Origin of the sequence: Pseudobacillus sp. FSL P4-0506 (assembly GCF_038003025.1) — a bacterium.
In the GTDB taxonomy this organism is placed as follows: Bacteria; Bacillota; Bacilli; order Bacillales; family Domibacillaceae; genus Pseudobacillus.
The window spans coordinates 1,054,707-1,080,383 of the sequence record NZ_JBBOOI010000001.1 but is presented as its reverse complement, the minus strand read 5'-3'; the positions used below and the strand labels follow the sequence as shown (position 1 = coordinate 1,080,383).

General features: G+C 39.9%; 23 protein-coding genes. 1 reads left to right on the top strand and 22 read right to left on the bottom strand.

All coding sequences use genetic code 11. The features are described 5' to 3' along the window. Window positions 1–18 precede the first annotated feature (18 nt). The 17 genes from fliD to MKZ02_RS05090 all read right to left on the bottom strand — a co-directional run bounded on the left by fliD (window position 19) and on the right by MKZ02_RS05090 (window position 17,212). Window positions 19–2,106, bottom strand: coding sequence for a flagellar filament capping protein FliD (gene fliD, locus MKZ02_RS05170; protein WP_340852250.1), 2,088 nt, complete (start codon window positions 2,104–2,106; stop codon window positions 19–21). 817 nt (window positions 2,107–2,923) lie between these two features. Beyond that, window positions 2,924–3,610, bottom strand: a complete 687-nt coding sequence (locus MKZ02_RS05165; RefSeq protein WP_340852248.1) for an acylneuraminate cytidylyltransferase family protein — start codon at window positions 3,608–3,610, stop codon at window positions 2,924–2,926. 6 nt (window positions 3,611–3,616) lie between these two features. After that, window positions 3,617–4,768 (bottom strand): UDP-N-acetylglucosamine 2-epimerase, encoded by a 1,152-nt coding sequence (gene neuC, locus MKZ02_RS05160; RefSeq protein ID WP_340852246.1) that lies wholly within the window; start codon window positions 4,766–4,768, stop codon window positions 3,617–3,619. Beyond that, window positions 4,769–5,812, bottom strand: a complete 1,044-nt coding sequence (locus MKZ02_RS05155; RefSeq protein ID WP_340852243.1) for an N-acetylneuraminate synthase family protein — start codon at window positions 5,810–5,812, stop codon at window positions 4,769–4,771. 18 nt (window positions 5,813–5,830) lie between these two features. Beyond that, window positions 5,831–7,684, bottom strand: a complete 1,854-nt coding sequence (locus MKZ02_RS05150) for a motility associated factor glycosyltransferase family protein (RefSeq protein ID WP_340852241.1) — start codon at window positions 7,682–7,684, stop codon at window positions 5,831–5,833. Then, window positions 7,674–8,264, bottom strand: coding sequence for a hypothetical protein (locus MKZ02_RS05145; protein ID WP_120034885.1), 591 nt, complete (start codon window positions 8,262–8,264; stop codon window positions 7,674–7,676). Before MKZ02_RS05145 ends, MKZ02_RS05150 begins: the two co-directional genes overlap by 11 nt. 505 nt (window positions 8,265–8,769) lie before the next feature. Next, a complete protein-coding gene (locus MKZ02_RS05140; protein ID WP_120034887.1) occupies window positions 8,770–9,615 on the bottom strand; it encodes a flagellin N-terminal helical domain-containing protein in 846 nt (281 codons plus the stop codon). Window positions 9,616–9,888: 273 nt separating this feature from the next. Next, the gene (gene csrA / locus MKZ02_RS05135) at window positions 9,889–10,116 is read right to left on the bottom strand and encodes a carbon storage regulator CsrA (RefSeq protein ID WP_120034889.1); all 228 of its coding nucleotides are present in this window, start codon (window positions 10,114–10,116) and stop codon (window positions 9,889–9,891) included. A gap of 4 nt (window positions 10,117–10,120) precedes the next feature. Continuing rightward, window positions 10,121–10,564, bottom strand: a complete 444-nt coding sequence (gene fliW, locus MKZ02_RS05130) for a flagellar assembly protein FliW (protein WP_340852236.1) — start codon at window positions 10,562–10,564, stop codon at window positions 10,121–10,123. A gap of 16 nt (window positions 10,565–10,580) precedes the next feature. Beyond that, a complete protein-coding gene (locus tag MKZ02_RS05125; RefSeq protein WP_340852234.1) occupies window positions 10,581–11,171 on the bottom strand; it encodes a DUF6470 family protein in 591 nt (196 codons plus the stop codon). Between the two features lie 106 nt (window positions 11,172–11,277). Continuing rightward, window positions 11,278–12,165, bottom strand: coding sequence for a flagellar hook-associated protein FlgL (gene flgL / locus MKZ02_RS05120; RefSeq protein WP_340852232.1), 888 nt, complete (start codon window positions 12,163–12,165; stop codon window positions 11,278–11,280). A 15-nt stretch (window positions 12,166–12,180) separates the two neighbouring features. After that, window positions 12,181–13,695 (bottom strand): flagellar hook-associated protein FlgK, encoded by a 1,515-nt coding sequence (gene flgK, locus MKZ02_RS05115; protein WP_340852231.1) that lies wholly within the window; start codon window positions 13,693–13,695, stop codon window positions 12,181–12,183. A 32-nt stretch (window positions 13,696–13,727) separates the two neighbouring features. After that, complete coding sequence (locus tag MKZ02_RS05110) at window positions 13,728–14,204, bottom strand: flagellar protein FlgN (RefSeq protein WP_340852229.1); 477 nt, start codon at window positions 14,202–14,204, stop codon at window positions 13,728–13,730. 49 nt (window positions 14,205–14,253) lie between these two features. Further along, window positions 14,254–14,517: a flagellar biosynthesis anti-sigma factor FlgM gene (flgM, locus tag MKZ02_RS05105; RefSeq protein WP_120034901.1), complete on the bottom strand. Its 264-nt coding sequence runs from the start codon at window positions 14,515–14,517 to the stop codon at window positions 14,254–14,256. Window positions 14,518–14,688: 171 nt separating this feature from the next. After that, window positions 14,689–15,108 (bottom strand): TIGR03826 family flagellar region protein, encoded by a 420-nt coding sequence (locus MKZ02_RS05100; RefSeq protein ID WP_340852227.1) that lies wholly within the window; start codon window positions 15,106–15,108, stop codon window positions 14,689–14,691. A 23-nt stretch (window positions 15,109–15,131) separates the two neighbouring features. Beyond that, window positions 15,132–15,815 carry a ComF family protein gene (locus MKZ02_RS05095; protein WP_340852225.1) on the bottom strand — a complete coding sequence of 228 codons (684 nt, stop codon included), beginning with the start codon at window positions 15,813–15,815 and terminating at the stop codon, window positions 15,132–15,134. A 26-nt stretch (window positions 15,816–15,841) separates the two neighbouring features. Further along, a complete protein-coding gene (locus MKZ02_RS05090; RefSeq protein ID WP_340852223.1) occupies window positions 15,842–17,212 on the bottom strand; it encodes a DEAD/DEAH box helicase in 1,371 nt (456 codons plus the stop codon). A 192-nt stretch (window positions 17,213–17,404) separates the two neighbouring features. On the opposite strand from MKZ02_RS05090, the gene MKZ02_RS05085 reads away from it, so the two are divergent. Further along, window positions 17,405–19,696, top strand: coding sequence for an S-layer homology domain-containing protein (locus MKZ02_RS05085; protein ID WP_340852221.1), 2,292 nt, complete (start codon window positions 17,405–17,407; stop codon window positions 19,694–19,696). Between the two features lie 48 nt (window positions 19,697–19,744). Here MKZ02_RS05085 and MKZ02_RS05080 read toward each other — a convergent pair whose 3' ends face one another. From MKZ02_RS05080 to MKZ02_RS05060, 5 genes are all read right to left on the bottom strand, one after another. Continuing rightward, window positions 19,745–20,371, bottom strand: coding sequence for a LysE family translocator (locus MKZ02_RS05080; RefSeq protein ID WP_340852220.1), 627 nt, complete (start codon window positions 20,369–20,371; stop codon window positions 19,745–19,747). A 171-nt stretch (window positions 20,372–20,542) separates the two neighbouring features. After that, window positions 20,543–21,394: a DegV family protein gene (locus MKZ02_RS05075; RefSeq protein WP_340852218.1), complete on the bottom strand. Its 852-nt coding sequence runs from the start codon at window positions 21,392–21,394 to the stop codon at window positions 20,543–20,545. Window positions 21,395–21,587: 193 nt separating this feature from the next. Next, entirely contained in the window at window positions 21,588–23,003 is a 1,416-nt protein-coding gene (gene lpdA / locus MKZ02_RS05070; protein WP_340852216.1) for a dihydrolipoyl dehydrogenase, read from the bottom strand. Further along, window positions 23,004–24,218 carry a dihydrolipoamide acetyltransferase family protein gene (locus MKZ02_RS05065; protein ID WP_340852215.1) on the bottom strand — a complete coding sequence of 405 codons (1,215 nt, stop codon included), beginning with the start codon at window positions 24,216–24,218 and terminating at the stop codon, window positions 23,004–23,006. A 437-nt stretch (window positions 24,219–24,655) separates the two neighbouring features. After that, window positions 24,656–25,675 carry an alpha-ketoacid dehydrogenase subunit beta gene (locus tag MKZ02_RS05060; RefSeq protein ID WP_340856328.1) on the bottom strand — a complete coding sequence of 340 codons (1,020 nt, stop codon included), beginning with the start codon at window positions 25,673–25,675 and terminating at the stop codon, window positions 24,656–24,658. Window positions 25,676–25,677: the final 2 nt, after the last annotated feature.

The window sequence follows — 25,677 nt, the reverse complement described above, 5'->3', positions numbered from 1 at the left end:
GTAATTGCTTTCTTAAACTTATCCACCAAAGCTTTGCAGCATTTGGGCTGATTGCGCATTCGCTCGCTGAATGGCTTTTTCCATGGCAGTGAACTGACGCCAGTAACGGTCTTCGACTTGTTTCATTCGGTCTTCAAATCGGTCAATTCTATTTTCCATGTCATCTAGTTGTTGCCCCATGGAATACATTTTCGTTGTATAGTACGAAGCACCCGCTTTATCATTTATCTTATTCATTGTTTTAGAGACTGAGTCATACAGCCGATGTATGATTCCTTGTTGAGCTTCTGTAGCCCCCTCACCCGTAAACAAGCTTTCCACAGACTGAGGATCTTCCTCTAATGCCTTCTTTAACTTCGTTTCATCGATAGTAAGCTTTCCGCCTGATGTGTAATCATTTGTAGTAGTAATTCCTATTTTTGATAATTGATTATATAAACCAGAAACATTATCATTGCTGACTGGCTGATAAAAGTCCATACGCATATCACTCAAAACACTAGAAAGGATAGGATCTCTCCGCAGCAAACCGCTCTTGGCTTTTTCTTCCCACTGTTCTTGTTGCTTATCAGAAAGAGACTCACGTTGTTCATCAGTGAGCGGTGCGTAACTTCTGTACTTTTCCTCACCCGTTTTCTTCTGGATTTTATCAATTAATTCATTATACTTATTAACAAACTTAACAATATTATCAAACACTTGAGTACTATCATTGTTGATATTAACACCAACAGGGGTTGTCGTCGGGTTGCTCGGATCGGTGTTAAAAGTTTGTTTTAGCGTAAATGTTACGCCATTCATCTCAAAAGTATTTGACTTGCGTGTAGTATCAACCCCATTTATCGTTAATATGGCATCCTGACCAGACGTTACAGTCGTATTAGATCCAAATTTAAATACATCATTGATCAATGAACCGTTTGTAACAATATCATTGCCACTCGACGCAAACTTCCCTGTTTCCGTACGATTCAGCGTCATTTTTCCCGACTGCTGGTCATAAAACAGTGTCACTCCAACATTCGATCCATTCACTCGATTGCTTAGTTGGTTAATTGATTCATTGCCCTGTACAAGGAAATTCTCGTGCATGGCACCTTTGGAAGTAGAAGTATCTAGACTAAATGTTGTGTAATTTTGATTGTAAGTAACCTCCATGGTAAATTTAGGACCTTCTGTTCCGGCAGGAAGATCCTCCGGATTAGGCGGTAAGTCTATCTTACCATCAATAAAACTAACTTTACCGGTTTGCTTATCTAACGTTCCTACTTGATCTGTGCTGTCTTTTTTAAATACATTTCCATTAGCATCTACATCATATGCTTGCGCCACGGCTCCATCTTTCTTAAGAACAAAAGAACTAACTGTATCTACAGACCCCTTCGAGAGTTGAATAGATTTAGAGTTATAAGCTAACGTTGCTGTATCTGTTTTAGTTTTAGCAATGTAGTCGATTCGTACAGAACTATCCTGAGCTACATTTTGTTTAAAATGAACGACTCCATTTGTATCAATAAAAACGTTATTGTCATTATTTATTGTCGCGTCATTCCAAGTAGCGCTATCGACCACCTTATAGCCTTTACCATTTACTTTTACACTCCAGGAAGAAAAATCTTGAAGATTTTCTGCTGGCACTCCTACAGAAAAGTCTTTTGTAACCCCATCAGCTACAATTGATTTCGTTTCAATGGCCCCCTGTCTCCATGTAGCATCTGGAACGCTTGACTGACCAAATAAGCCCTTGGCAGGATCAAGGGTAACTGATCCTCCATTCAAAATTCTTTCGGAACCGGCTAGTTGCCGTACACTAGAAACGGTATGGGAAGCTTTCTCGGCTCCACTGCTTGCTACAGCACTGACCAATGCTTCGTTCGTTGAGGAAGTTGTTCTAGAACGGTAAGTAGAAGATAGCTTCATCTTGGTTAATTCGCTTCGAAAATCTAGAAGCAACGTATTCATTGCCCGATAGTCATCACGCTGCCATTGAAGCAATTGTCTTTTCTGCTTTAATTTATCAAGCGGCATTCTTTCCGCCTTCATCAAATCCTTTACAATTGACTCGGTATCCATACCGCTAGCCAAACCACTAATACGCATAGCCATTTTAACTCACTCCTTAAATCCTTCTATGTACTATTTTTAATACTCTTTATTATATATCCACTATTTTCCACAATTAAATCTTTTTAGATTCTTCAATTTTTATGTTAGCTACAGTTAGTATTTGTACTCTTTTCATATGATCTTAAGTCTATTACAAGTATCAGTCACTGACTTTCCCACTTCTGTTTCTTTATCTACTTCTCTGAAACCTTTACATCTCAAGATAATTAAACAGCATAGACGTATCTATCGATCCTTGTATTGGATTCTTGTTGTTTTCGTAGCTATCTATTATATCGGTTTAGGAAAAAATTTCTTAATGACATAAAAAGAAATTCAATAAAAAAGCAGAGAGTATTCTCTGCTTTTTAGAAAAGATAAAATCGATTTTTAAAAGATCCCTTACAAAAATTTCTTTTGATTATCTTTTTTGTACACTTCTTAGATTCTTTTAACTACTCCTAACTTAGTCCTATATCGATAACTTCAACAAAACTCAAGCATATGTATTTTAATCGGTGCGATTAAAATACTTTGTGTATCTAGCCACTTTTCCTTTTTATTGTCCCTTGTCACTTAAATATTTCTGTATTTCTACCGTTTTAAAATTATTTCTTTTCCTCTTGCTTTTTAACTCTTCTAGACTTACTATATTATAATTGCAAGCCAACCATTCAATTTGTTTTATAAAATCTTCCGTTTTTAGTGGTACAATTCCCTTCCAATCAGAATTAGAGACATAATAGTACACAAGGCTATATTTTCCAAAATAATTCCCCCTTTACATTTGATATTTTTTAAAGCTATAAAAAACAGGCTAACTCCTCAGTTTAAATTGTTCAATATCTTCAAAAGTATCAATATCTAGATCATATTTCTCATCCATTATAAAGGGGAAATTATTATCATTTAAACTAGTTTTAGAGGTAAAGCTATCATCAATCTTATTTATATAAATCGCTCCGTTAACCTTATAAAAATCCGGGAAGTCTTGTCTTCTTACGGTACTGTCAATATTTAGTATATTTTCAAGAAAACCCTCTTTTGAAATAGTACGCATTAAGATCGGATGTTCTTTTACTTTTGAAACACTTACTAACGACTTTTGATGACAATCAACAATTTTTTTAATTGCTTTATCAATGTGAAAACTTTTTCTTAGAGGTTGCGTCGGCTGTAATAAAACTAAATAATCGTAATTATCGTTTTTATTTCCACATTGCTCAATAGCATGTAATAAGACATCAATTGTTTTTGATGTATCTGTCGCTAATTCTAATGGTCTTATAAAAGGGACCTCAGCTCCATAAAACTTAGATACTTGAGCGATTTCTTCACTATCAGTAGAAACTATTACTCTATCCAAAAAATTTGATTTTAGAGCTTCATGAATAGAGTAATAAATTAGAGGCTTCCCATTGATTTTATAAATATTTTTTTTAGGTATACCTTTACTTCCTCCACGTGCAGGTATAATCGCAAGAAATCTTTTACCTTTATACATGCATAATCACCCTTGAGTTTGAGAAATAAATGGGATAAACTTCTTCTGAAAATTCTTTATCCAAATATCTTCGTTGTTCATTACTTTCATAAACTCAATAAAACTCTTTCCCTTTCCATAGAGAGAATATTGTTCACTTTTATCAAATTTAATTTTTTTAATAACTTTACAGATTTCGTTGCTGTCTTCATTAACATGCACAATACTCTTTGATAGCAAAGGGTCGTATCTTCCTTCCTGTCTACTTCCTATATCGATAGAAGGAATTCCATAAACGCTTGCTTCTCGAATTCCTGCACTGGAATTCCCAATCATAAATAGACTGTATTTAAGCAGAGTTAAAAATGATTCAAAACGAATTGAGGGAAAACACTTAAACTTCTTGTTGTCTTTAAACCTTTCAAACTCATCCAAAATAGTGTTGCTTCCTTCATCATTATTTGGATAAACAACAATATAGTTTTTTTCTGAGTTAATCACAGCATCTACAACTTCCGAAACATTTTTTTTAAGTTTATCCAATTCGGTAGTAACAGGATGATACATCAAAATCCCATATTCTTCGAATTCAATATCATAATGTTCCTTGACTTCTTCAAGTGTAGGCAAGAAATCACTAAACATAATGTCAATATCGGGTGACCCTATTACAAAGACAGAATCTTCTCTTTCACCAAGCTGAATGATTCTCTTTTTTGCTTCCTCATTAGATACAAGATGAATATGTGCAAATTTAGTAATAGCATGTCTAATTGATTCATCTATCGTTCCTGAAACTTCTCCACCCTCTATGTGAGCGACTTTAATATTATTTAAGGCTCCGACAATCGCACCAGCCAAAGCTTCTACTCGGTCACCATGAACAACAATTAAATCCGGTTGATACTCGGACACATAATTGCTGAAGCCAAGGATTGTATTACTGAGAGTGATATCCATTCCTTGATTAATCTTTGTATTAACAAACTTATAAATGTTATCGAATCCATCTTTTTCTACTTCCATATAAGTTGATCCATATTTTGAAAGCATGTGCATACCTGTAACAAAAATATGAAGCTCAAATTCTTTATGCCTTTTTATTTCGCACATCAAGGATTTTAATTTCCCATAATCTGCGCGAGTTCCAGTTAAGAATACTACTTTTCTAGATTTCATTTATTTACTCACCATATTCCATGAAAGTTGAGTATCCACAGGAATATTCTCCATAGCTGTTTGACCTAATATTCTCTCAAAATCCACAGCCTTGATTTCACCAGTTCCTGGACGCTTCACCCAGATATTATCCTTAGAGAGCTTATCCCCCTTTTTAATTGGCTTAATAGAAACAACACAAGCATAAGCAAAGTCAATCGTTACTTTCTCTTCCCGCTGTATTTCTTTACTTCCGCCAAGAGATTGCCAAATAGCTTCTGTTCCCTTGATTAAATCCTCAAGCTCAACAGGGTTTAATGAAATTGGTACATCTGGGCCTGGCCAATTTTTATTTGAAGTAAAGTGTTTTTCTAGTATTCTTGCCCCGTATGGTACAGCTCCAAAACAGGTATAGTTACCTATTGAATGATCACTCAACCCTAGCACTGCATTCGGAAAGTTCTGTTCTAAATCACGAATAGCACCAAGTTTTACCTTATCATATGGCGTAGGGTACATAGAGACACAATGTAATAAGGCATATTGAACATTGCGTTTCTCTAATATTTCAACCGATTTCTTTATCGACTCGATGGAATTCATACCGGTACTAAGAATGATAGGTTTACCAAAGGAAGCAATATGATCAATTAACGGATAGTTATTACATTCACCAGAACCTATCTTATATGCATCAACATCGAGTGACTCTAAATGATTAGCCGCCGCTCTAGAAAAAGGTGTGCTTAAAAATATCATGCCTTTACTTTCTACGTATTGTTTTAATTCTTTCTCTTCCTCCAATGTCAAAGCACACCTAGACATAATTTCTAATATGGACTCTTTAGCGTTCCCGGGGATTACATTACCTGCAGCTGGGATCATTTCATCTTCAATGATATGAGATTGGAATTTCACAATCTCTGCTCCAGCTTCATATGCATCATTCACCATCTGAATAGCTTTTTTCATATCTCCTTCATGATTGATACCAATTTCAGGTATAACAAGAGGTTTATAATCTACTCCTATTTTTCTTCCACGTATTGTAATAACATTACTCATAATTTCCTCACCAATTAATTATTTTATTTGGGCAGAAGCAAGCTCCTGAGAAACTTCTTGATAAACCGGTAAAATAACATCCATAGAGGACTTTATTCCCTCTAAAAACTTAATATAAAACGGTAAACTAGTTTCTATCTCTTCTATAATATTTTTCCTTAAATGAAGATCATTTAGACCTTGAACAAACAAGTTAAACTGTATTTGCATAATCGGCATAATAAAAACAATAAAACATTCGTTATCTAAAATTTTCTTTAGATGGTTAATGAACTTAATATACTGTTGCTGCACTTTTCCAAAGTTTCTAGTTACTTTTAATTCATACTGTAATTTGTCTAAAATTCTTTTAGCTTGGCGATAAGCTTCTTTTAAATCTTCTCTATTCTTTTGATTATTGAAGTCTTCTGTCACTTTGTCTATATCGTATCCAGCCTGTGCATTTCGAATTATCTCATCAAAACTCACTGGTAAATACTCAGTTAAATATTGATTTATAACCTCTTTTATCTCCATAAACCTCGTTCTCTTAATAGCGGCACCTTGGACAGTAGTATTTATAACTTGTATAGACGGATTTTTTTCAATATAGGATTCAAGGGCTAACCTCATCCTATTAAAGTCTTCATTGGTCTCAACCATTTTACCCTCTACACTTTCAACAAGTATAGCTTCCTTGTTAGCTTCTTCACTTACTTCAAGATTCATAACCTCTTTTGCATACCACTTTTTATCTCTATAAGCCAAATTTTGCCCAGATAAGATAATAGGATTGCAACCCAAATTACTAAGTATTTGAAATGTAATAACCGCAATACTTGGCGAATCATTTATCGATATGATGTTTTCATCATCTTCCCTGACTAGATAACGAGCACCAATTGAATCTTGACTAGTTATAAAATGTAACATTTCACCAGGATAGCTTTGAAGAGTCTCATGCCCCACACTTGAGCCAAATATCAGAGGAATAGACGAAAGGTTTGCAGCTACTATCTTTTCAAATACTTTATAATTTTCTTCTTTCGGATCATAAGTAAAGGCTGCATCAGGATAAATACCATACTCGATTAAACCATTAACTGCCGATCCAACTGCAAAAATATATGCTAGTCGATTATCTTTTATATGTTTAATTTCTTCTAAATCATCGCTTAAAGAAGGGCCTGCTGAAACAATAATGGCTGGTCTCTCTTTAAGCCATTCTTTTTTGACATCATGTAGAAAATTTGGCGTAACTAATACACGAGAGAAATTTTTTAAACCATTAAGAACCCAACGCTTCTGGAAAGCAAGATTAACATGCAAATGATTTTTCCAGTTTTTTATCCCCTCAGAAAGTTTACTGGAGAACATTTTATATTCTTCTTTAAAAAGCCGCTCATGGGCTGGTAAAACAATAAGAGTGACTTCATCATTTATTTTCTCTAGAAAGCGATAGATAAAACTATTCTGTTTTTCCATTGAGAACTCAACAAAGAATTCCTGAAGTCTTCCCTCTGACCAGTGACTTATATTTCTTTCTTCCAGTAAGCTCTTTAAAACCTGAGGTTGGGATTCGTAAAGAGTAAAAGCTTTATCGGGAAATTTCCTGATAAATAAGTCTATATGGAATCCCATTCCGATTCCATAAAATAGCACATGGTTACTTTTTTCTATTTTCTCACTATATTTCTGGATAATTCTTTCTGCCTCTTCTAATGGATTGTATTTACTATGCAGATAAAATTCTTTTTCGTCTCTTCTTACTTTTATAGTAGGAAACCCAGCCCTACTGTTTTCAACCTCTATATGATCTTTCAAATCAATTGCAGATTGATCGAGAAAGTTCGGGATGAATTTTTGAACAAAGGATTGATTATCAGCTAACATGGCCTTCTCCCTCTATATTTATCAAGCTTCTTAATTGTTCTTTTAATTCTTCTAAAATAGGTTTCATTTCATACTGTATTAAATCCGCAATACTTAGTGAATCTTGGGTAACAAGCCCTTGTTCTAGGTCTGGGAAGCTAGCCTGTAAATCTTGCAATAGCGAGTCAATCGTAACAAAATTCACTCCTTGTACATTTACAGATCTTGCCGACTGAACTGCTTGATAAATCCACTCAACTCCCTCCAGTAAATCAGTCACTTTATTCCAAGTTTCATCACTAATTTCAGAATAAAATTCATCTGCTAACAATTGAACTTCTGGCAACGCTCTTTCTAAATACTTATAGATGGAGTTAAGAATCTCACATATCAGCTCTTCTCGTGTCTTAAGTATAACTTCAAATTTTCCTAAGGAGATTCTATTAATGACTTCTTCAAAATCATAATATTCCTCCCCATTTAATAAATAGTGACTTACTAGCTTGTTTTGGTTTTGAGTTTCATTTTCAATTAACTCCCCTACTTTCTCTAATGATTTATTCTCTAAATAAAAAACCCTTCCATCAATATAAATTTCCATATTATGATTCTCCTTTGAGTCTATGATTAACTACACTTATTTCCTTATGAACTTACATGTACCATTTTACAAAGTGAAAAGTTCTTTTTATTATTTAACTTTATATAACTATACATCATTCGTTGAGACCCTTTGCTTTTAACTCACGATTTCAAAATAAAGTAAAAATGTTGTTTTATTGAAGTTAAGATTATTTGAAATGCTATTATTAGATTTTCAATTAACTTATTACCCCTACAGTGTTATTATCGGTGTCTAACTAAAGATTGTTTACTTCTCATAAACTTTCCTTTATTTACACTACAGTTAGTATAATGCATTCCTTTTACTCAACTAACTACAGATAAAACTCTATGAATTTTAGAATAAAAAATCTAATTATCTTCAAATTCTTTATTCGTATGTATAAAAATTAAAATAATATAAGCCTTACAATTTTTTTATTACTTTTTATAGAAATACAAAAGGCCCCGCTATAGCGGGGCCTTTTGTAAAATCACTATTATTAACGTAGTAATTGAAGAACGCCTTGTGGTTGTTGGTTCGCTTGAGCAAGCATAGATTGGGCAGCTTGAGAAAGAATATTATTCTTAGTGAATTCCATCATCTCTTTCGCCATGTCAACATCACGAATACGAGACTCAGCAGCAGTTAAGTTCTCAGCAGCATTATCTAAGTTTGTGATAGTATGTTCTAAGCGGTTTTGCATTGCACCAAGGTAAGAACGCCCTTCAGAAACAGTTTTAATTAAAGAATCGAGACCACTGATTGCATTTTGAGCACCAGATAATGTGCTGATGTCTAATCCAGAAGCAGTAGTGGCTACGTTTGTTAAATTTACTCCCGAAGTAGTTAAATCAAGAGTGATTTCATCACCTTTGTTTGCACCCACTTGAAGAACTAACTTACCAGAGGAATTAATTTCATCTCCGCTGGCTCCCTTAAACAGGCCTTGTGTATTAAATGTAGATTTATCTTTGATTCTATTAATCTCTTCAGATAACTGATCAAATTCCTTGTTCAATGCACTGCGGTCTTGAGTTACATTTGTATCATTCGCAGATTGAACAGCCAATTCACGCATACGTTGAAGAATAGCATGAGTTTCGTTCAAACCGCCTTCTGCTGTTTGAATTAAAGAAATACCATCTTGTGCGTTTTTAGAACCTTGGTCCAAGCCACGAACTTGCGCTCTCATTTTTTCAGAGATTGCTAGACCAGCAGCATCGTCGCCAGCTTTGTTAATGCGAAGACCAGAAGATAATTTTTCCATACTTTTTTGTGCTGCGCCGGTGTTTTGGCTTAAACGACCATATGTGTTAAGCGCTGAAATATTGTGATTAATTCTCATTTTTAATTTCCTCCTTGAATATATCGTTCACTTCCATGTGAACTTTTGATAAAAATTGTTTCACAAGGACTTTCAAGTCGGCCGCCTTGTTGTTCCCTGTTACACTAATAATATCGGCAAGGAAATAAATTTATTTAACAAATTTAGAGAAAAAATCTTTTTTATTTTTACTGACTTAAATAAAGCAAATAAAAGAAAATAATTAGTTTGAAAGTCAACCCGTAAATACTTCCACAGAGGAGATTTTACTTTGTTACCTTAAAACGGAATTCTTTAATTGCCCTTTTTATGGTTCAGCAACTCAAGCAATCCTTTTACATCCTTTGAAGCTGATTGGTTTTCTTCCTGAATGGTGAGATACACTTCTTTCCGATGGATCTCTACGTGTTTGGGTGCCTCTATACCAAGCTTTATTTGATCTCCTTTGACGGCTAAAACAGTAATTTCAATATCAGTGCCTATTTTAATTGACTCACCTATTTTACGTGTCAAGACTAACATCGTCTCACCCCTTCTTCTCTTGTGTCTCAGGGAAAATGGCATGCCTTGTTCTATAGTTTGTATTATTTAAAATGACCTGTTTTCCCCTTTTGTTTTTATAGTTAAGTATAAGAGGGGCCTGAAGGTTAGCAGTTGTTTCTTGAAAAGACTCTTTTACCGTCAAAATCACAAAAACTTGTACGTTTTCAGTCGTTTCAAGTTCTAACTGTTCCGTGACAGAGTCTTCCAGCGTAAAATCGTAGTCTTCAAAAAAAGCAAATGGGTTAGCAACTACAAATCCTAAATCAGGAGTTTGAACGGACTGCAAAATATAAAAAATCTCATTGTCTGGTAAGGGTAAGAGTGTGAATCGCTTTTCTGAATCAAAACCAGGAATTCCGTTATCAAAGTGCCAAATATCTTTATTCTCAACTGTAATATTCCCATGATATTTCGTTTGGATCTCCATGTTAGCCCTTCCTTTTTTATATTTCTTGTTCATAATTTATTCCTTTAAACTGTAAGTTTGTAAAATCTACCTTTAAAGATGATGGCTGCCTTAAACTTGTCGTTACCTCACCTGGTTGATAGTTAACAACTGGCTTTTGTGCTTTTGTATTATTCATCACCTTATTGATATTCCATTCTATATTTAATTTGGAGGGTTCAAAATTAACCTTTACACTAAAAGGAGAAGGAATAAACCCAATATTAAATGAGTATACCGGTTTCTCGCTATTTGTTTTAGCTTGACTGGCAATTGGGTTCCCATCATTTTCAATCCTCATTAATTGATCGCCGTCTCCAGCTCTCCGGCCTAGACCTGAAAGCCAGTCTTGATAACCATTGTTCGCATATTCTTCAATCCTTCGAAAAATATGCTTTAAATCCATGTCCTCCCATGCCTGGGTTTGGTCAATAGACAATTTAGATGGTGTACGGTCGATTGTCATTTCTGCCGGCGGCTGTTGAAGGTCTAATTCTGCCCTCGGTTGCTCGATTGACTGTTCAGCTGGTTTGGTGTTGAGTTCTATTTGAGCAAATCTCGATTGCAATCGTATCTGTGGTAACTGCATAGCTCCTCACCTCACTTAAAAGTATAAACGGTTGTTGTTCAACTCACCAACCAAATCTTGATTTCTCTTTTATGAAAAAAAGCTATCTTGTTAGATAGCTTTGTTCTTATCTTAGAAAATCCATTAAACTCGGCTGAATAATGCGAGCACCTATTGACAGGGCGGCTCGATGAACACTTTCCTGTGCTATCAATTCTGTAATTACTTTTTCAAAATCGATATCTTCATTTTCAGACATTGCCTTTGTCGAAATAACCTCCTGCGTATCTACACGGTCTTCCATTAATTCAATACGATTTGCTCGTGCTCCCAAGTCGGCACGAGCGTTTAAAACGTTAGCTTTATGTTTATCAACTACTTCTAAATACTGTCCAACTTCACTTCCAGACTTAGAAGGATCTTCTAGTGTGGTAATCAAGTCATCAATCTCTTTAAAGAGATTGCTATCAAAAGCTTCTTCAGGCTTAACGTTTACGGGTATATAGATTCCTTTTGATAATTCTAATTCTACATCTCCATTATTACGCGGCGAATTAAAGGTTGGAGGTGTGCCATCTGTAACAGGAGCCTTTAACGTATCTGTCCCATTAAAAAGATACTTTTCCCCCACTTTTGTATTGGCTATATTCACCAAATGATTCCTCAACTGTTTAATCTCTTCCGCTGCCGCCTTACGTTGAGTGGCGTCATACGTATCATTGCTGACCTGAACAGTTAACTCGCGAATCCGGTCTAAAGCTAATCCTGCCTTATCTAAACTTGAATCTGCGTTATCCACCCAGTTATACGCTTCACCGAAATTTCTCTGGTATTGCTGCACCTCTTGCAAATTACGCCGATAAGTAATCCCCTTCATAGCTACAAGCGGATCATCCGACGGTCGGTTGATTTTTTTCTGACTTGTAATTTGCTCTTGATATTTACCTAAACGGGAATAGCTATTGCTTAAATTACGGAGCATATTATTAGAAAGCATCGATTGTGTTACGCGCATTATTTAATCACCGCCTTATCTTCCTACAGTTCCCATGCCGTTAATAATCTTATCAAGCATTTCATCTACAACAGTAATATTTCGTGCTGCTGCATTATAGGCATGTTGAAACTTAATCATATTTGTCATTTCTTCATCTAACGCCACTGAGCTGACGGATTGCTTTCTTTCATCTACTGATTGTCGGAGAACAGCACTGTTGGCAGTAAGCCGATTTGCTTGCAGCGCATCTACTCCCAACTTTCCAATCATTCCTTCATAGAAGGAATTAATTGTCGCATTTCCTAGTTCTGGCGTAGCTTCCCCTTGAATACCAGCTAACTCAATGGCATTTTTCCCGTTACCGCTCGTACCATCTGCTGATGCAGCAATTTCATTCGTGTTTTTAATAGCAAGGATAAGCCCTTTAGCAGGACGCTCTCCAGAATTAATCGTAAAAAAGTCACTGCCTTTGGCCGATGGGGAATTATTCTTATCTAAAATATGACCTTCTCTATGCTGAGCATTAAATGCATTGGCAAACGCAGTGGCCATTTTATCTAAATCATTCAGCATTTCGATATAAATTCCCTTGCTTCCCCCATTATCTTCATAACCGTAAGCTTCCATTAAACCTCGAAGCTTACCTTGGGAAAAGTCCGGAACTGTAATACTCTTGCTGTTACCTTCACTATCAATAACCTCAAGAGTACTGATACTTTCTGGATTGCCATCTTTGACTCCAGTATCACTAATTTTACCAAAGTTTGATTTTGAGACTAATGTAGATTTTGAACCATCATTATTTACTAGCTTAATTTCATACAACCCTTCAGCTAAAGGAGAAGGGTTACCCCCTGAATCCTTTCTCTCAACCTCGATATTTATATACTGAGAAAGCTCATCAACTAGGCGATCACGCTCATCGTATAAATCATTAGGCAAGTATCCATGGGGCTCAATTTCTCCAATTTGCTTATTAACGTTAGCAATTTGCTCTAGAAGCGAGTTAATTTCCTTTACACTAGCATCTACTTGAGCACCATAATCCTTTTTTATCCCATTCAGTGAATCGGATAAGTAGTGAAAAGTATCCGCTACTGCTTGACCACGCTGTAAAACAACTTTACGCGCACCTTCATCTTCTGGGTGGACACTCAGATCCTGTAGGGACTGCCAGAACTCTCCCATTACAGCAGAAAGGCCATTTTCACTTGGCTCATTCATAATATCTTCCATTTTACTTAAAGCAGTAGCTCTAGACTCCCAATATCCTAATTTATTATTCTCATTTCTATATTGAAGATCTAAAAAACTCTCTCTCACTCTTTGAATAGACCCGGCTTCTACACCCGTTCCCATCTGTCCAGGAATTTGTGGTCTGTTCATTGAAGCGGCTGGGTAAGGTTGTGTTTGAACAAAGTTAACCCGTTGCCGTGTATAGCCGGGCGTGTTTGCATTTGCAATATTGTGGCCTGTTGTATAGAGAGCGCCTTGCTGCGTATTCATACCGCGTTTTGCTATCTCTAGCCCCATAAATGTTGAGCGCATAGTAAAGCCTCCGTTCTTTTGCTTATCATCAATTATGCTTGTGAATCAAACATCGATTGCTTTTTGTGCTGTGCACCGGAACGGGCCGGATGAGTATAAGTCGGTTGCTCAGGCTGTGGATTAATCATACTCAAATTCAAGTTAACGAACTGCAATGATTGATAAATCAATTGCTGGTTTAATTCATTTTGTTCCTTCAGCCGTTTGATTGTTTCATGCAGAGTGCTTTGTAAAGACAATAAAGCATTTTTTTCATTTGCTTCCAACTTTGCGATGCATTCTGTCATAGTCGATTCGTTATTACCTGTTAGTACAGCAGCAGCTCTTTGTCGTTCCTGTTCCATTGTATGAATGGCTGCCACGAATTTTTGCTCATCCTTAAGCAGTTGATCCAGCCCGTCCATATCATTTTTCTTAATCACATCTGTTTTTTTAACCGCAAGTTCGAGCAGTAGCACATGCAGGCGGTCCAATTTATCCAATACATCAATCAGCTTATGTGCAGCCATGATGTCCCCTCTGCTTTCTTAAAGCGGCACAAACGATGTGCCGCTCTCATTATTTCTTATAAAACTTCACGATGCCTTCAGCGATTTTCTCCGGTTGCGGCTGGTACTCACCTTTCGCCACCTGTTGTTTCAGGCTTGCGATTTTTTCCATTCGTTCTTTTGTCATTTTAGACACTTCCTGCATGCCTTTCGCCGCTGCAGAGATTTCCAGTTTATCCTTTGGCGCCTTAGCCGCTTGTTTCGTCCCTTGCACTTTGTTCAGCTGCTTTTGGTATGGGTTGATGCCCGATACGCCAGATTGGTTAATTTTCACGTCTGTTGATCCCTCGCTTTCTTTTTTTCCGAATTTCTCATTTGATTATCCATTATATCGGTTTTTCAGAAAAAAAGTTAACAGCGGATTCATAGGCGGTTTTTATCAATTTTATTCACATGTCTTTTGCCGGCTAAAAAAGTTTTCTAGGTCTTATATACTATACTCTTTTTAATTTCTTTTATTCGCCGCATAATATGTCGTTTGCTTATCATGCTCTTGCTTTTTCGCTTCAAATGCTTCCTGACGCTGGATTTGCTCTAACTCGCTTTCAATGTCGCCCGTGCAATTTCGACATATTTTACCTTTATTAATAATAGCTCCGCAACGGTCGCATGGATAGCCGAGGTTCGGAAAATGGGCTGCATGGAGTCGGCCTTTTTTCATCCATTTATGGATAAGTGATTCACTTACTCCTGTCACTTCCACAACCCGTTCAATCGTAGCTGCCCGATTTTCCCGCTGGCGTAAAAATTTATATACGATCTCATACATTTGCTCTTCTTCTTTTGCACATTTTGGACAGACATCACGAAAAGTATTTTCCATATAAAGCTCGCCGCAACGCGAACAGTTAACGATTTCTCCCATATCTCGATACCTCCAACGATCTCTCAGATCCCCTGCCCTCTGGCCAGCGTGAGTGCCCGTACTTCCGCTGCCCCCGCCTGCTTTAATAGAAAGGCAGCTTGCCTGAGAGTAGAGCCTGTAGTATATATATCGTCGATAATAAGAATTTTTTTATGACAAATGGACGATTTTTCTCTAATCTGAAAAACTTGTGAAGACCGAAGGCGTTCCCTGCGTGACTTTTTTGACTGCTTCTCAGAGTGAAAGCGCTCAAGAATATGGAGGGTTTCGAGCCCTGCCTCTCGGGCCAGAGCCTCCGCCTGATTAAAGCCTCGTTCATAAAGTCTCTCTTTACTGAGCGGCACGCCAATCACAAGATCATGCACGATATTTTCTGCCGCTTTTTTTATTTCATTCGCAAATACTTTAGCGAGTATATAGTCTCCACGGTATTTAAAACGGGCAATAAATTCCTTCATCGCATCGTTATACGTATAGAGTGAATAATTACTGGCCAATGTATTCTGATAAAGCGGATCTTCTTCCCAGCGGAGACAATCGAGACAAACACCGTCCATAACAAAAGCTGGATCAAGCATGGCTAGCGGACGAGAGCAGCTCCGGCAGCTTTCACCTGCTATTTTTTCAAAAGTCTGCCGGCATTCTTTACAAACGACAGGCGGCTCTTCCAGCCAGAAAAACTGGCGCCACCCTAAACTTCTACTCATTTCTTCAGCACATAAGAGACAAATGTTCACCTGTCCAGCCACCCCTTCTCTAATCCTTCTTTATTCATTTGGCGAATGTGACCGACTGCTTGAACGATGGCTTTTGTTTTCCCATAGTGGAAAAAGCGAACTTCTCCCTCCGGAAAGTCGGCGCTCCTGCCAGCACGGCCCGCAATTTGTACGAGCGCACTTTCGGTAAATATGTCATCTTCTGAGCCGATGACAGCCACATCAATATTGGGAAACGTTACCCCTCTCTCTAAAATTGTCGTTGACAGCAAGAGAGGCAGCTTTTGTTCACGCATGGAATTAACCTTTTCCTTCCTGTCAGGGTCTTCTGCATGAACGGCGTCAATCGAGGGATCGAGCTGTTGAAATAACGGGAGGGCCTGTTGCATGGAGTCAATATGCGGAAAAAAGAGGAGCGCCTGTTTCTTCGCTTGCAGGCGTTTCATCGCCCATTCCTTCACTTGGATAGGCAGTTTCCCTTTTTTAATGGCTTTTTTCCAGTTTCCGCTCCAATTAAGTACAGGGACTGGCAGCGGCTGTCTGTGAAAGCGGGCAGGGATTTTCACGAATGGCCTTTTTCCCTTTAGACAGTCTTTTTGCCATGTTTCATGAGGAGTGGCAGTTAAATAGATGAGTGAAGAAGGAGATTTCCGAGCCTTTTGTACAGCCCGTTGCAAGGAGGGGTCATAAGAGTAGGGAAACGCATCCACTTCATCAACAATCATGACGTCGAATGCCTTGAAAAAACGAAGCAATTGGTGAGTAGTAGAAACAACGAGCGGGCTATGCAAGTGGCGATCGGAGCTGCCGCCGTACAAAGCGGCAACAGAAACATTTGGAAACACTTTTTGCAGGCGCGGGGCAAGCTCAAGAACAACATCCGTCCGCGGTGTGGCGATGCACACTCGCTTGCCCGCAAGCAGCGCTGACTCAATCCCAGCAAACAGTACTTCTGTTTTTCCAGCTCCACACACCGCCCAAATCAGCTGTTCTTCATCATCCTGAATTGCCTGAATGACTGCCTGCGAGGCAGCGGACTGTCCCTCTGACAGCTGGCCTATCCACTGAAGAACGCCGTCGCCTTCGTACGGCGGCTCAGGACCTGTCCAATAAATGAGCCGAGAGCAGCCAGCAACACGTCCCATCATGAGACAGTGGCGGCAATACGGACAAATTGTTCGGCAGCGGGCACAGGGAAAAACGGCAAACCGCTCTTTTTTATTATTCCCGCAGCGTTCACAGTAAAAATATTGATGTTTTTTTGAAATGCCGGGAAGCTTCTGAATATGCGAAGAAACTGGCAGAAGGAAAGGAACTTCTTCTTCAAGGAGGAGGCGGCCGGAAAGAAAGGAAACCAGCGAAGAGGATATATTTGAGGAACTCATCATTTCATCTCCTTATTGGTAGAGTTTCTTCTATTATATATGACTTCTTATTTAAAGGGGGCTTTTTTCCCTTTTAAACAAGTACATACTTATACTATCATGTAAGTTGATCTTTTCCATTAGCTTCCTATGATAAGGAATTGCTAATATGATATAATGTCAAGGGTTAAAAATTCCATCGGGAAAGGGGAAATTATGAAAAAATTACTAGCGAGCCTGACCGTGATCGTTTTGTTTTTTACGTTAACGGTTCAAGCGTCTGCTCAAGTATTCAATGATGCCAAGAATCATTGGGCTGCGAAAGAAATCCAGACGCTTGTCGATGCCGGTGTCATTAACGGCTATCATGATGGAACATTCCGGCCAGATGCTCAAGTAACAAGAGGACAGTTTATTGCATTTTTGGTTCGGGCCTTGGATCTGCCACCCGGGGATTCTGCTTTCAAGGATGTTCCTTCCGGCAGCAATTTATATAAAGACATTGCAGCAGCGAAAAAAGCGGGGCTACTTTTAGGAAATGCCGAGGGCTATGCGCTCGCCAATGATCCGGTCACACGTTCGGATGTAGCTGTTATGCTTGATCGGGCCATGCAGCTAAAAGGAGAGTACCCAACAAAAGCTGCACTCACGTATAAGGATGCAGCAGATATTACCCGGTACGCCTATGAATCTGTACAGCGCATGACTCATTACGGACTCATTAAAGGAACAGCAGATAATTATTTTTTACCGAAGAAAATTGCTACACGCGGTGAATCAGCCGTGTTTGTGTATCGATTGATGGAAAAGCTTGATTTATTCTCTGGAAGCAAAGATCCGATTACGATTCCTAAGCCGATCGATTCCTCAGAGGTTGTCGTTCCAGTCAATGACTACCAATATATTAAAGTAAGAATGAATACACGCGGTGTGCCTCTTACATACAATAAGCGTACGACAGATGTGCACATTCGCTCGACAGACTATCATTATTACTATCATATGGGGAACGCCTCTAAGCCGCTTGGCTCCTTGAGAGTGACGCTGAGGAAGCTGGAGAATGGCGATGTATTCGTCTTTACAAAATTCATCCATAACGGCGACAACACGTACTCTGCCTCGGTCATTGTGCCATTCCAGCAGTCGAATAGCTATTCACTGGCTAAATATAATACGTTCGGCCAGGTAGATCAAAAGCATGACGATACGTTCGGCGTTGATAAAACGTCGCATCCAGTCGGCATTTTATCAGTGAAAAAAGGCAATACGGTGGTCAATGAAATGATGATCGGCAAAAACTACATTTCTCTTGATCGCCAAACGAATTATGCCAATGGACAACGCTCTGTTCTCCGTGAGCTGCTCAATGAATATGAAAGCCATCAAGTATACACGGATACTGAGCGAAACCTTGTCACTACCCATGTAAATATGTCTGTTAAAGGAAAAGCGGTTTCTGAAAATTGGGTATTGCTTTCCGACAAACGACTGTTTGCCGATAACAACAATCGAGATGAGTGGTTTAAGCGATCGATTAAAGAGTATACGTCGATTAATAACTGGTTAACGGCGGATGGAGCTTATACAAAGCTGCCATGGTCGATTGAACCTGGTTACAAAATGGGATACGGACGTAATATCGGCCGATTGCAGGGAGGCATTTATTTAACAGCTTACGAAGGGAACAAAGAACGTTACTTTGAAGACCTTGTAGTAAATGCTATTGCCGATCTTGATGTTTTCTCTGGCGGAATAATCTCTGCAGGCAAGACACCGATTTTCAAAACGGAGTATACGAGCACCTGGCTTAAAAATGCTTATGGAACGACCGCTCCTTATGTGGATACGCGCCATAATGAAAATGCTGCGCTATTCTTGAAAAACGCCGCAGAAAGCCTGAATATTCCGCAACTGTCTGAAGCGAATCTTCGCTATGCGGATTTTCTCGTGAAGCAAAAGGAAATCGGCAACATTATTCAAGTCACATCATCTAGTCATTTAATTGCTGACTATTATGCAAAAGGCAGTCAAAAAACACACGTATCGCTTAACCATGCTTTAGGCGAAATGAGATTTCTACTAGAAACATATAAACAGACGAAAGATCCGACGTATTTAAAAACAGCCCGTGAGTTAAAAGCGGGGATTGAAAACCTTTACCCACGATGGATCCGCTCCAACGGCGATTTATGGTATCAAGTAAACGGCAAGCTGCAATTTACTGGCAATGACTATGATTGGCTGACATTAATGGACTTGCTGCTTTCACAAACAGCTTTTGAGGAAAACGGCATAGGGCGCAGTACGATTTTCGATGCGATGATCCGCTCTAAAGCTCAATATCTGGTTGATAATAATATCCCTATTAAGTCGCAAATTATCATGCTTCTCGAACAGCAAGGATTTGGTGATATCGTTAAACCTATTTCTGCAAGCTCAAAAGAAAAGAAGGCAAAGCTCGATCTTAATGAATTGCCAAAAGATGAATTAGATTTGCTTGCTGAGTAAGCAAAAAGCTCTCCCTTAAGAGAAGGGAGAGCTTTTTTCATTGCTGCGTTATCGGCTTTGAAAAGCAACCTTTAAACCGAGTGCAATGTAAATCGTTCCAACAATTTTTCCGCTCCAACGGCCTATCCAGGAAATCCGTTTGATCAATTTTCCGAGCGGCCGTATGCCTACAGCAATCAGCGTGGTATAGGTAATGCTCATCAGCACAAAGATTAAACCGAGAACTAAAAACTGGATGATCGGTGTTCCCTGTTCAGGATGGACAAACTGCGGCAAGAACGCTAAGAAGAAAAGAGCTGTTTTAGGATTGAGCACTTCAGCGACGATAGCTTGACTGTATACACTCAGCGTTGAAACAGGAGTCGCTGCAGGTGCCGCTGCATCAGCTGATTTTTCCAATATGGCTTTAATTCCCATGTAGAGCAAATAAGCGGCTCCTGCTAGTTTAACGATATTAAAAGCAAGCGCAGACGTCATCAGGATAGCAGACAGCCCTACAGCTGCGCACACCGTATGAATAAAATCACCAGTGGCAATGCCTGCCCCTGCCATAATGCCTGCTTTTTGGCCTCCCTGCGCTGTTCGGGTAATTGTAAGAAAAACAGCGGGCCCCGGGATTAAAAAGAGACCGATAACGACCACTACAAATGTACTCAGAGTTGAAATGTCAAACATAAAACTCCCCCCTCTATTTTTCATAGATCACAAACCTGTTAGCTGCTTGTTTGTTTTACCGGAACAATAAAGTTTATGAAACAAGAAGTTTTATTTAAGATCAAAAAGGAAGGCTTATTCTCCAAAGATTCATTTTATCGTCTGAATCCACGCTTTTATTAGCCAAACAAATTAATCTCGCTTCTTCGTCCAGCCAAATCCAAGGGCGCCTTCGCCAAGATGAGTGCCGATAACAGGCCCGAAGTAACTGATGGAAAATGAGGCATTAGGAAAACGCTCCTCCAGCTCTCCGATCCAGCGGCGAGCTTCCGTTTCTCTGTTAGCATGAATAATGACGGCTTCCAGCGGCTCACCTTTTTCGTAGTCTTCTTCAAATAGGTCCGCCACCCGCTTCAGTGCTTTTTTGCTCGTGCGGATTTTTTCAAACGGAACAATAACTTTGTCCACGAACTGAAGCAACGGCTTAACCTGTAAGAGCCCGCCGATCAAAGCTTGCGCACTGCTTAGACGGCCGCCGCGCTTCAAATGGTTCAAGTCGTCTACAACAAAATATGCTTTAACGGACGACCGCATTTTTTCCAGCTCTTGAATAATATCATCCGGCCCTTTCCCTTCACGGGCGAGTTCTACGGCTCGAAGTACATAAAATCCTTGGGGGCCGCAACTAATTTCTGAATCAAAAGAGCGAACCGTTAGCCCCTCCACCAGATCGGCCGCTGCGAGGGATGTCTGGTAAGTACCACTAATCCCGCTTGATAAATAAACACCTACCACTGCCTCATACCCTTGCTCTAGCAGCTGTTCATACAATTTAACAAACTCGCCAATAGGCGGCTGTGTCGTTGTCGGCAGCTTTTCTTGCGTGCGGACGACTTCATAAAAGTCCCCTGCTTGAATATCTACTTCTTCTCTATAAGTCTCCTGCCCAATAACCACACTTAATGGGATCATATGTATATGCAACTGGTCACGCAACTCTTTCGAAAGATAGCTGGTGCTGTCCGTTACAATTGCCGTTTTCATAAAGTTCACCTGCCTTGTTCATAATATTAAAGCTTCAGAGTGTAGACGAAGTCTATTTTCCATTCTATCAGCTTGTAGCTTGCAATAAGCTTTTCTTCTATTCTATTAGATATACAGTGGATTTGCATCTCTTTTCAGTAAAAACCAAAAACGGCTATTCCCTAAATTGGAACAGCCGCTTATTAAGCAGTTTTTATTTTTTTGGCACCATGTGAATCGCCTGGCCAATAAGGCCTTCAGCCGATTCAAGCAATCCTTCATTGAAGCTTGGGTGCGCGTAGGCCGGAAATTTCACATCTTCCTCTTTGGCAGCCATTTCAAGCAATTGGACAAACGTGCTGGATAGCTCAACTGCTCCTTCGCCGATCATGTGAATTCCAAGGACGATTTCATTAGAAACATCAGAAATCACCTTAACAAAGCCATCTTTTTTACCAGTAATCATTGCATAGCCATTGCCACCAAGGGCAAACTGGCCCACACGAATATCTATTCCGAGTTCGCGTGCCTGCTGTTCAGTTAAGCCAGCTGAGGCAATCGGCGGAACGGAATGAACGATCGTTGGAAGAAACGTCAAATCGACTTCCGGCTTGCCGCCAGCAATTGCTTCCACTGCCGCCTTTCCTTGCTTGATCGCTTTCACCGCTAAAAGCGGCCCCTCAGTAACGTCGCCAATCCCATAGATGGAAGGAACCGAAGACTGCATGTTTCCATTCACCTTCACAAATCCTTCAGACGTTTGCTCAACACCAAAGCGGTTGATCCCTAAGTCCTGAACGTTTGGCTGGCGGCTGCCGGCCACAAATAAATGAGAGCCTGTTACTTCTTCTTCTTTCTCGCCGGCAGTAAACATTACGCGTACGCCGTCTTCTGTTTCTTCTGCCGACTGAATCACTGCTTCTTTGATCGCTTTGATTTTCTTTTTCTTCAACAATCGGTTCAATTCTTTAGTGATGGACTCATCAAATGGAAAAGCAGCTGCCTGTTCCAAAAGGATGGTCACCTTAGCTCCTAAAGCGTGAAAACTCGTCGCTACTTCTAAAGAAATATAGTCGTTGCCATAGACGATCAAATGCTCAGGCAGCTCTTGTAAATCAAACATTTCATGAGAAAGCAAAATGCGCTCGCTATTTTTTGGTAGACCTTGGGGTAAAACTGGCGTACTTCCTGTGGCGATAATCGCTTGTTTGAACACATAAATATCAAACTGGTGGCCATTTTCGACACCGACACGGTCTTCTGCAATCAAACCTGCTTTTCCTTTTAGCACTTCAACCTTATTGGCTTTACAAAGAGCTTCCACACCTTTTCTCAATTGTTCAGTCACTTTCGACTTGTAAGAGACCAGCTTTTCTAAATCAAACGTGCCGTCTCCTGTCGGGAGTCCAAGCTCTTTCATATGAGCCGTTTCCGCCTGCTTTTTCGCAGCATATGTAAATACCTTAGAAGGAATGCACCCTTTATTTAAGCAAACACCGCCGAGATCAGCTTGCTCAATTAATGTCACTGGCAAGCCGAGCTGTGCAGCCCGGATCGCTGCACTATAGCCGCCCGGGCCGCCGCCGATAATAATAAGATCTCTTTCCTGACTGATTTCCCCAACAACCATTTATATCATCTCCAGCATCAATTTGTTCGGCTGCTCAATTAAGCTGGCAAACCGGTTCGTGAACGCAACAGCGGTTGCTCCATCAGCGACGCGATGGTCAAATGACATGGATAATGTCATCATGTGACCAATCACGATTTCATCCTTTTCGTTCACAATCGGTACTTTTTTCGTCTTATGGAAAGCAATTAATGCTGTTTCTGGATAGTTGATAATCGGCGTCGCACCGATACTGCCAAGCGGTCCAACATTGCTGACAGTAAATGTGCTATTTTGAATGTCCGCCGGTGCTAATTTTCCGTCTCGTGCTTTCTCATTCAAGCGCTTAATATCATCATGAATCGTTTTGATTGATTTTTTATCGGCATCGTGAACAACAGGAACAATTAAGCCATCTTTTGTATCTACAGCCATACCGATGTGATAATTTTTCTTCAACAAAATCTTTTCATTTTCTTCATCAAGTTCTGCATTGAATATCGGGAAGTCTTTTAAAGCGATCACTAGGGCTTTTATGAAAAATGCGGGCACCGATACCGATACACCTGCCTCTTTTAATTCCTCGCGCAGCTTAAGCAGGTTTGTCATATTCACTTCATCGAAGTGCGTGACGTGCGGAATAGTGAAAAGTGATTTTGTCATCTTTTTCGCAATTTGCTTGCGCATGCCCCGGAATGGAATTTCATCAGGCGTTGTTTGTTGTGCGGAGACAGGTGGTTCATTTGTCGAAGCGGCTTCTTGCTGTGGCTGCTGTTCTCCTTTTATGAACCGGTATACATCTTCCTCTGTTACCCGGCCCGACGGATCAGATGGTGTCACATCCTCAATATTAATATTGTGATCGCGAGCAATTTTACGTGTATAAGGAGTGGCTAGTACACGGTTAAAAGAAGCAATAAATGTCTTTTTCTCTTGCTTCTTTTCAGCTTGCATTTCTGCTTTTTCTGCTGGCTTTGCTTCAGCAGCAGCTGCCGGGCTGCCCTCTCCTTCAATATAAAGTAGCGTCGTGCCAACCTGGACCGTTGTTCCTGTATCAATAACGATTTCTTTCACTGTACCGGCCCCCGGCGACGGCAATTCCGCCACCATCTTATCAGTCTGCACTTCAACAAGCGGCTGGTCAGCCGTTACCCGATCTCCTGGTTTGACAAGATAATGAAGAATTTCGCCTTCTGTCATCCCTTCTCCAATATCATGAAGTTTCACCTCTAACACATCGTTTCCCCCTTTATTTAAAAGTGTAAGGCGTCCGCTTAGCGGCGACAAGCATAAGACAAGCTGGCTAGAAGGCTGCTTTTTTGCCTTCTGGACAGATTGGCTTATGACCTCGAGCCGCTGACGCCTGAAGCTGGATAGTTATAAAAGTGTGAGCGCCTGTATTGGCCCGACAAGCACAAAGCAAGCTGACTGGAAGGCTGCTTTTTTGCCTTCTGAACAGATTGGCTTATGACCTCGAGCCGCTGACGCCTGAAGCTGGATAGTTATAAAAGTGTGAGCGCCTGTATTGGCCCGACAAGCACAAAGCAAGCTGACTGGAAGGCTGCTTTTTTGCCTTCTGAACAGATTGGCTTATGACCTCGAGCCGCTGACGCCTGAAGTTAAATAATAGAAAAACAGAAGGCGCCCGGTTCGTGGCGCCTTAAGCCGGACAATTAAAAATGAACAACTTTTTCAATACCTTCCAAGACACGTGCCGGCGTTGGAAGAAAATCCTCTTCAAGAGCGAAGAATGGAACAGGCACATCAAAGCCAGTAACACGCTCAATCGGTGCCCGTAGATATAAGAAAGAGGTATCATTAATAATGGAAGCAATGTCATTGCCCAGCCCGCCTGTTGAGTGAGCTTCATGTACGATCACGGCCCTGCCTGTTTTTTGTACAGACTCGGCAATAATGTCACTGTCGATTGGATAGAGTGTACGCAAGTCAATGATTTCACAGCTGATGCCTTTTTTCTCTGCTTGTTCAGCTGCTTTTTCGACGACTGTCATCATCGCTCCCCAAGCAATTAATGTTACATCTGTTCCTTCTTTTACCTTTTTCCCTTTGCCGATTTCAACTGTGTATTTGCCAGTCGGCACTTCTTCCCTCTTAGCACGATAGCTCTTCATCGGCTCCAGCATGAGCACAGGGTCCGGATCTTCCATCGCTGCGATGAGCAATCCTTTTGCATCGTAAGGAGTGGACGGACAAACAACTTTAATTCCCGGCATATGGGTAAACAGTGTTTCTGTGCTATCAGAATGGATCTCCGGCGAGCGGATGCCGGCTCCATATGGCGCACGAATGACCATTGGCACGGTAAAGTGGCCCATCGTTCTCATTCGAATCCGGGATACATGTGTCATAATTTGTTCGTAAGCCGGATAAATAAAGCCGAGAAACTGAATTTCAGCGATTGGTTTAAATCCATTTACCGCGAGACCAATGGACGTTCCGATAATACCCGCTTCTGCCAGCGGTGTATCAATCACACGATCAGCACCGAATTTTTCCTGAAGTCCTTCTGTCGCCCGGAATACTCCACCGTTTTTCCCGATATCTTCCCCAAGAATCATGACGCTGTCATCTGTTTCAAGCAATGTGTTCATGCCATCATTTACAGCCTGCACGATGGTCAAAAACTGAGTAGTCTCTTTCTTTTGCGGTATATCTCTTACTTCCATTTCCATTG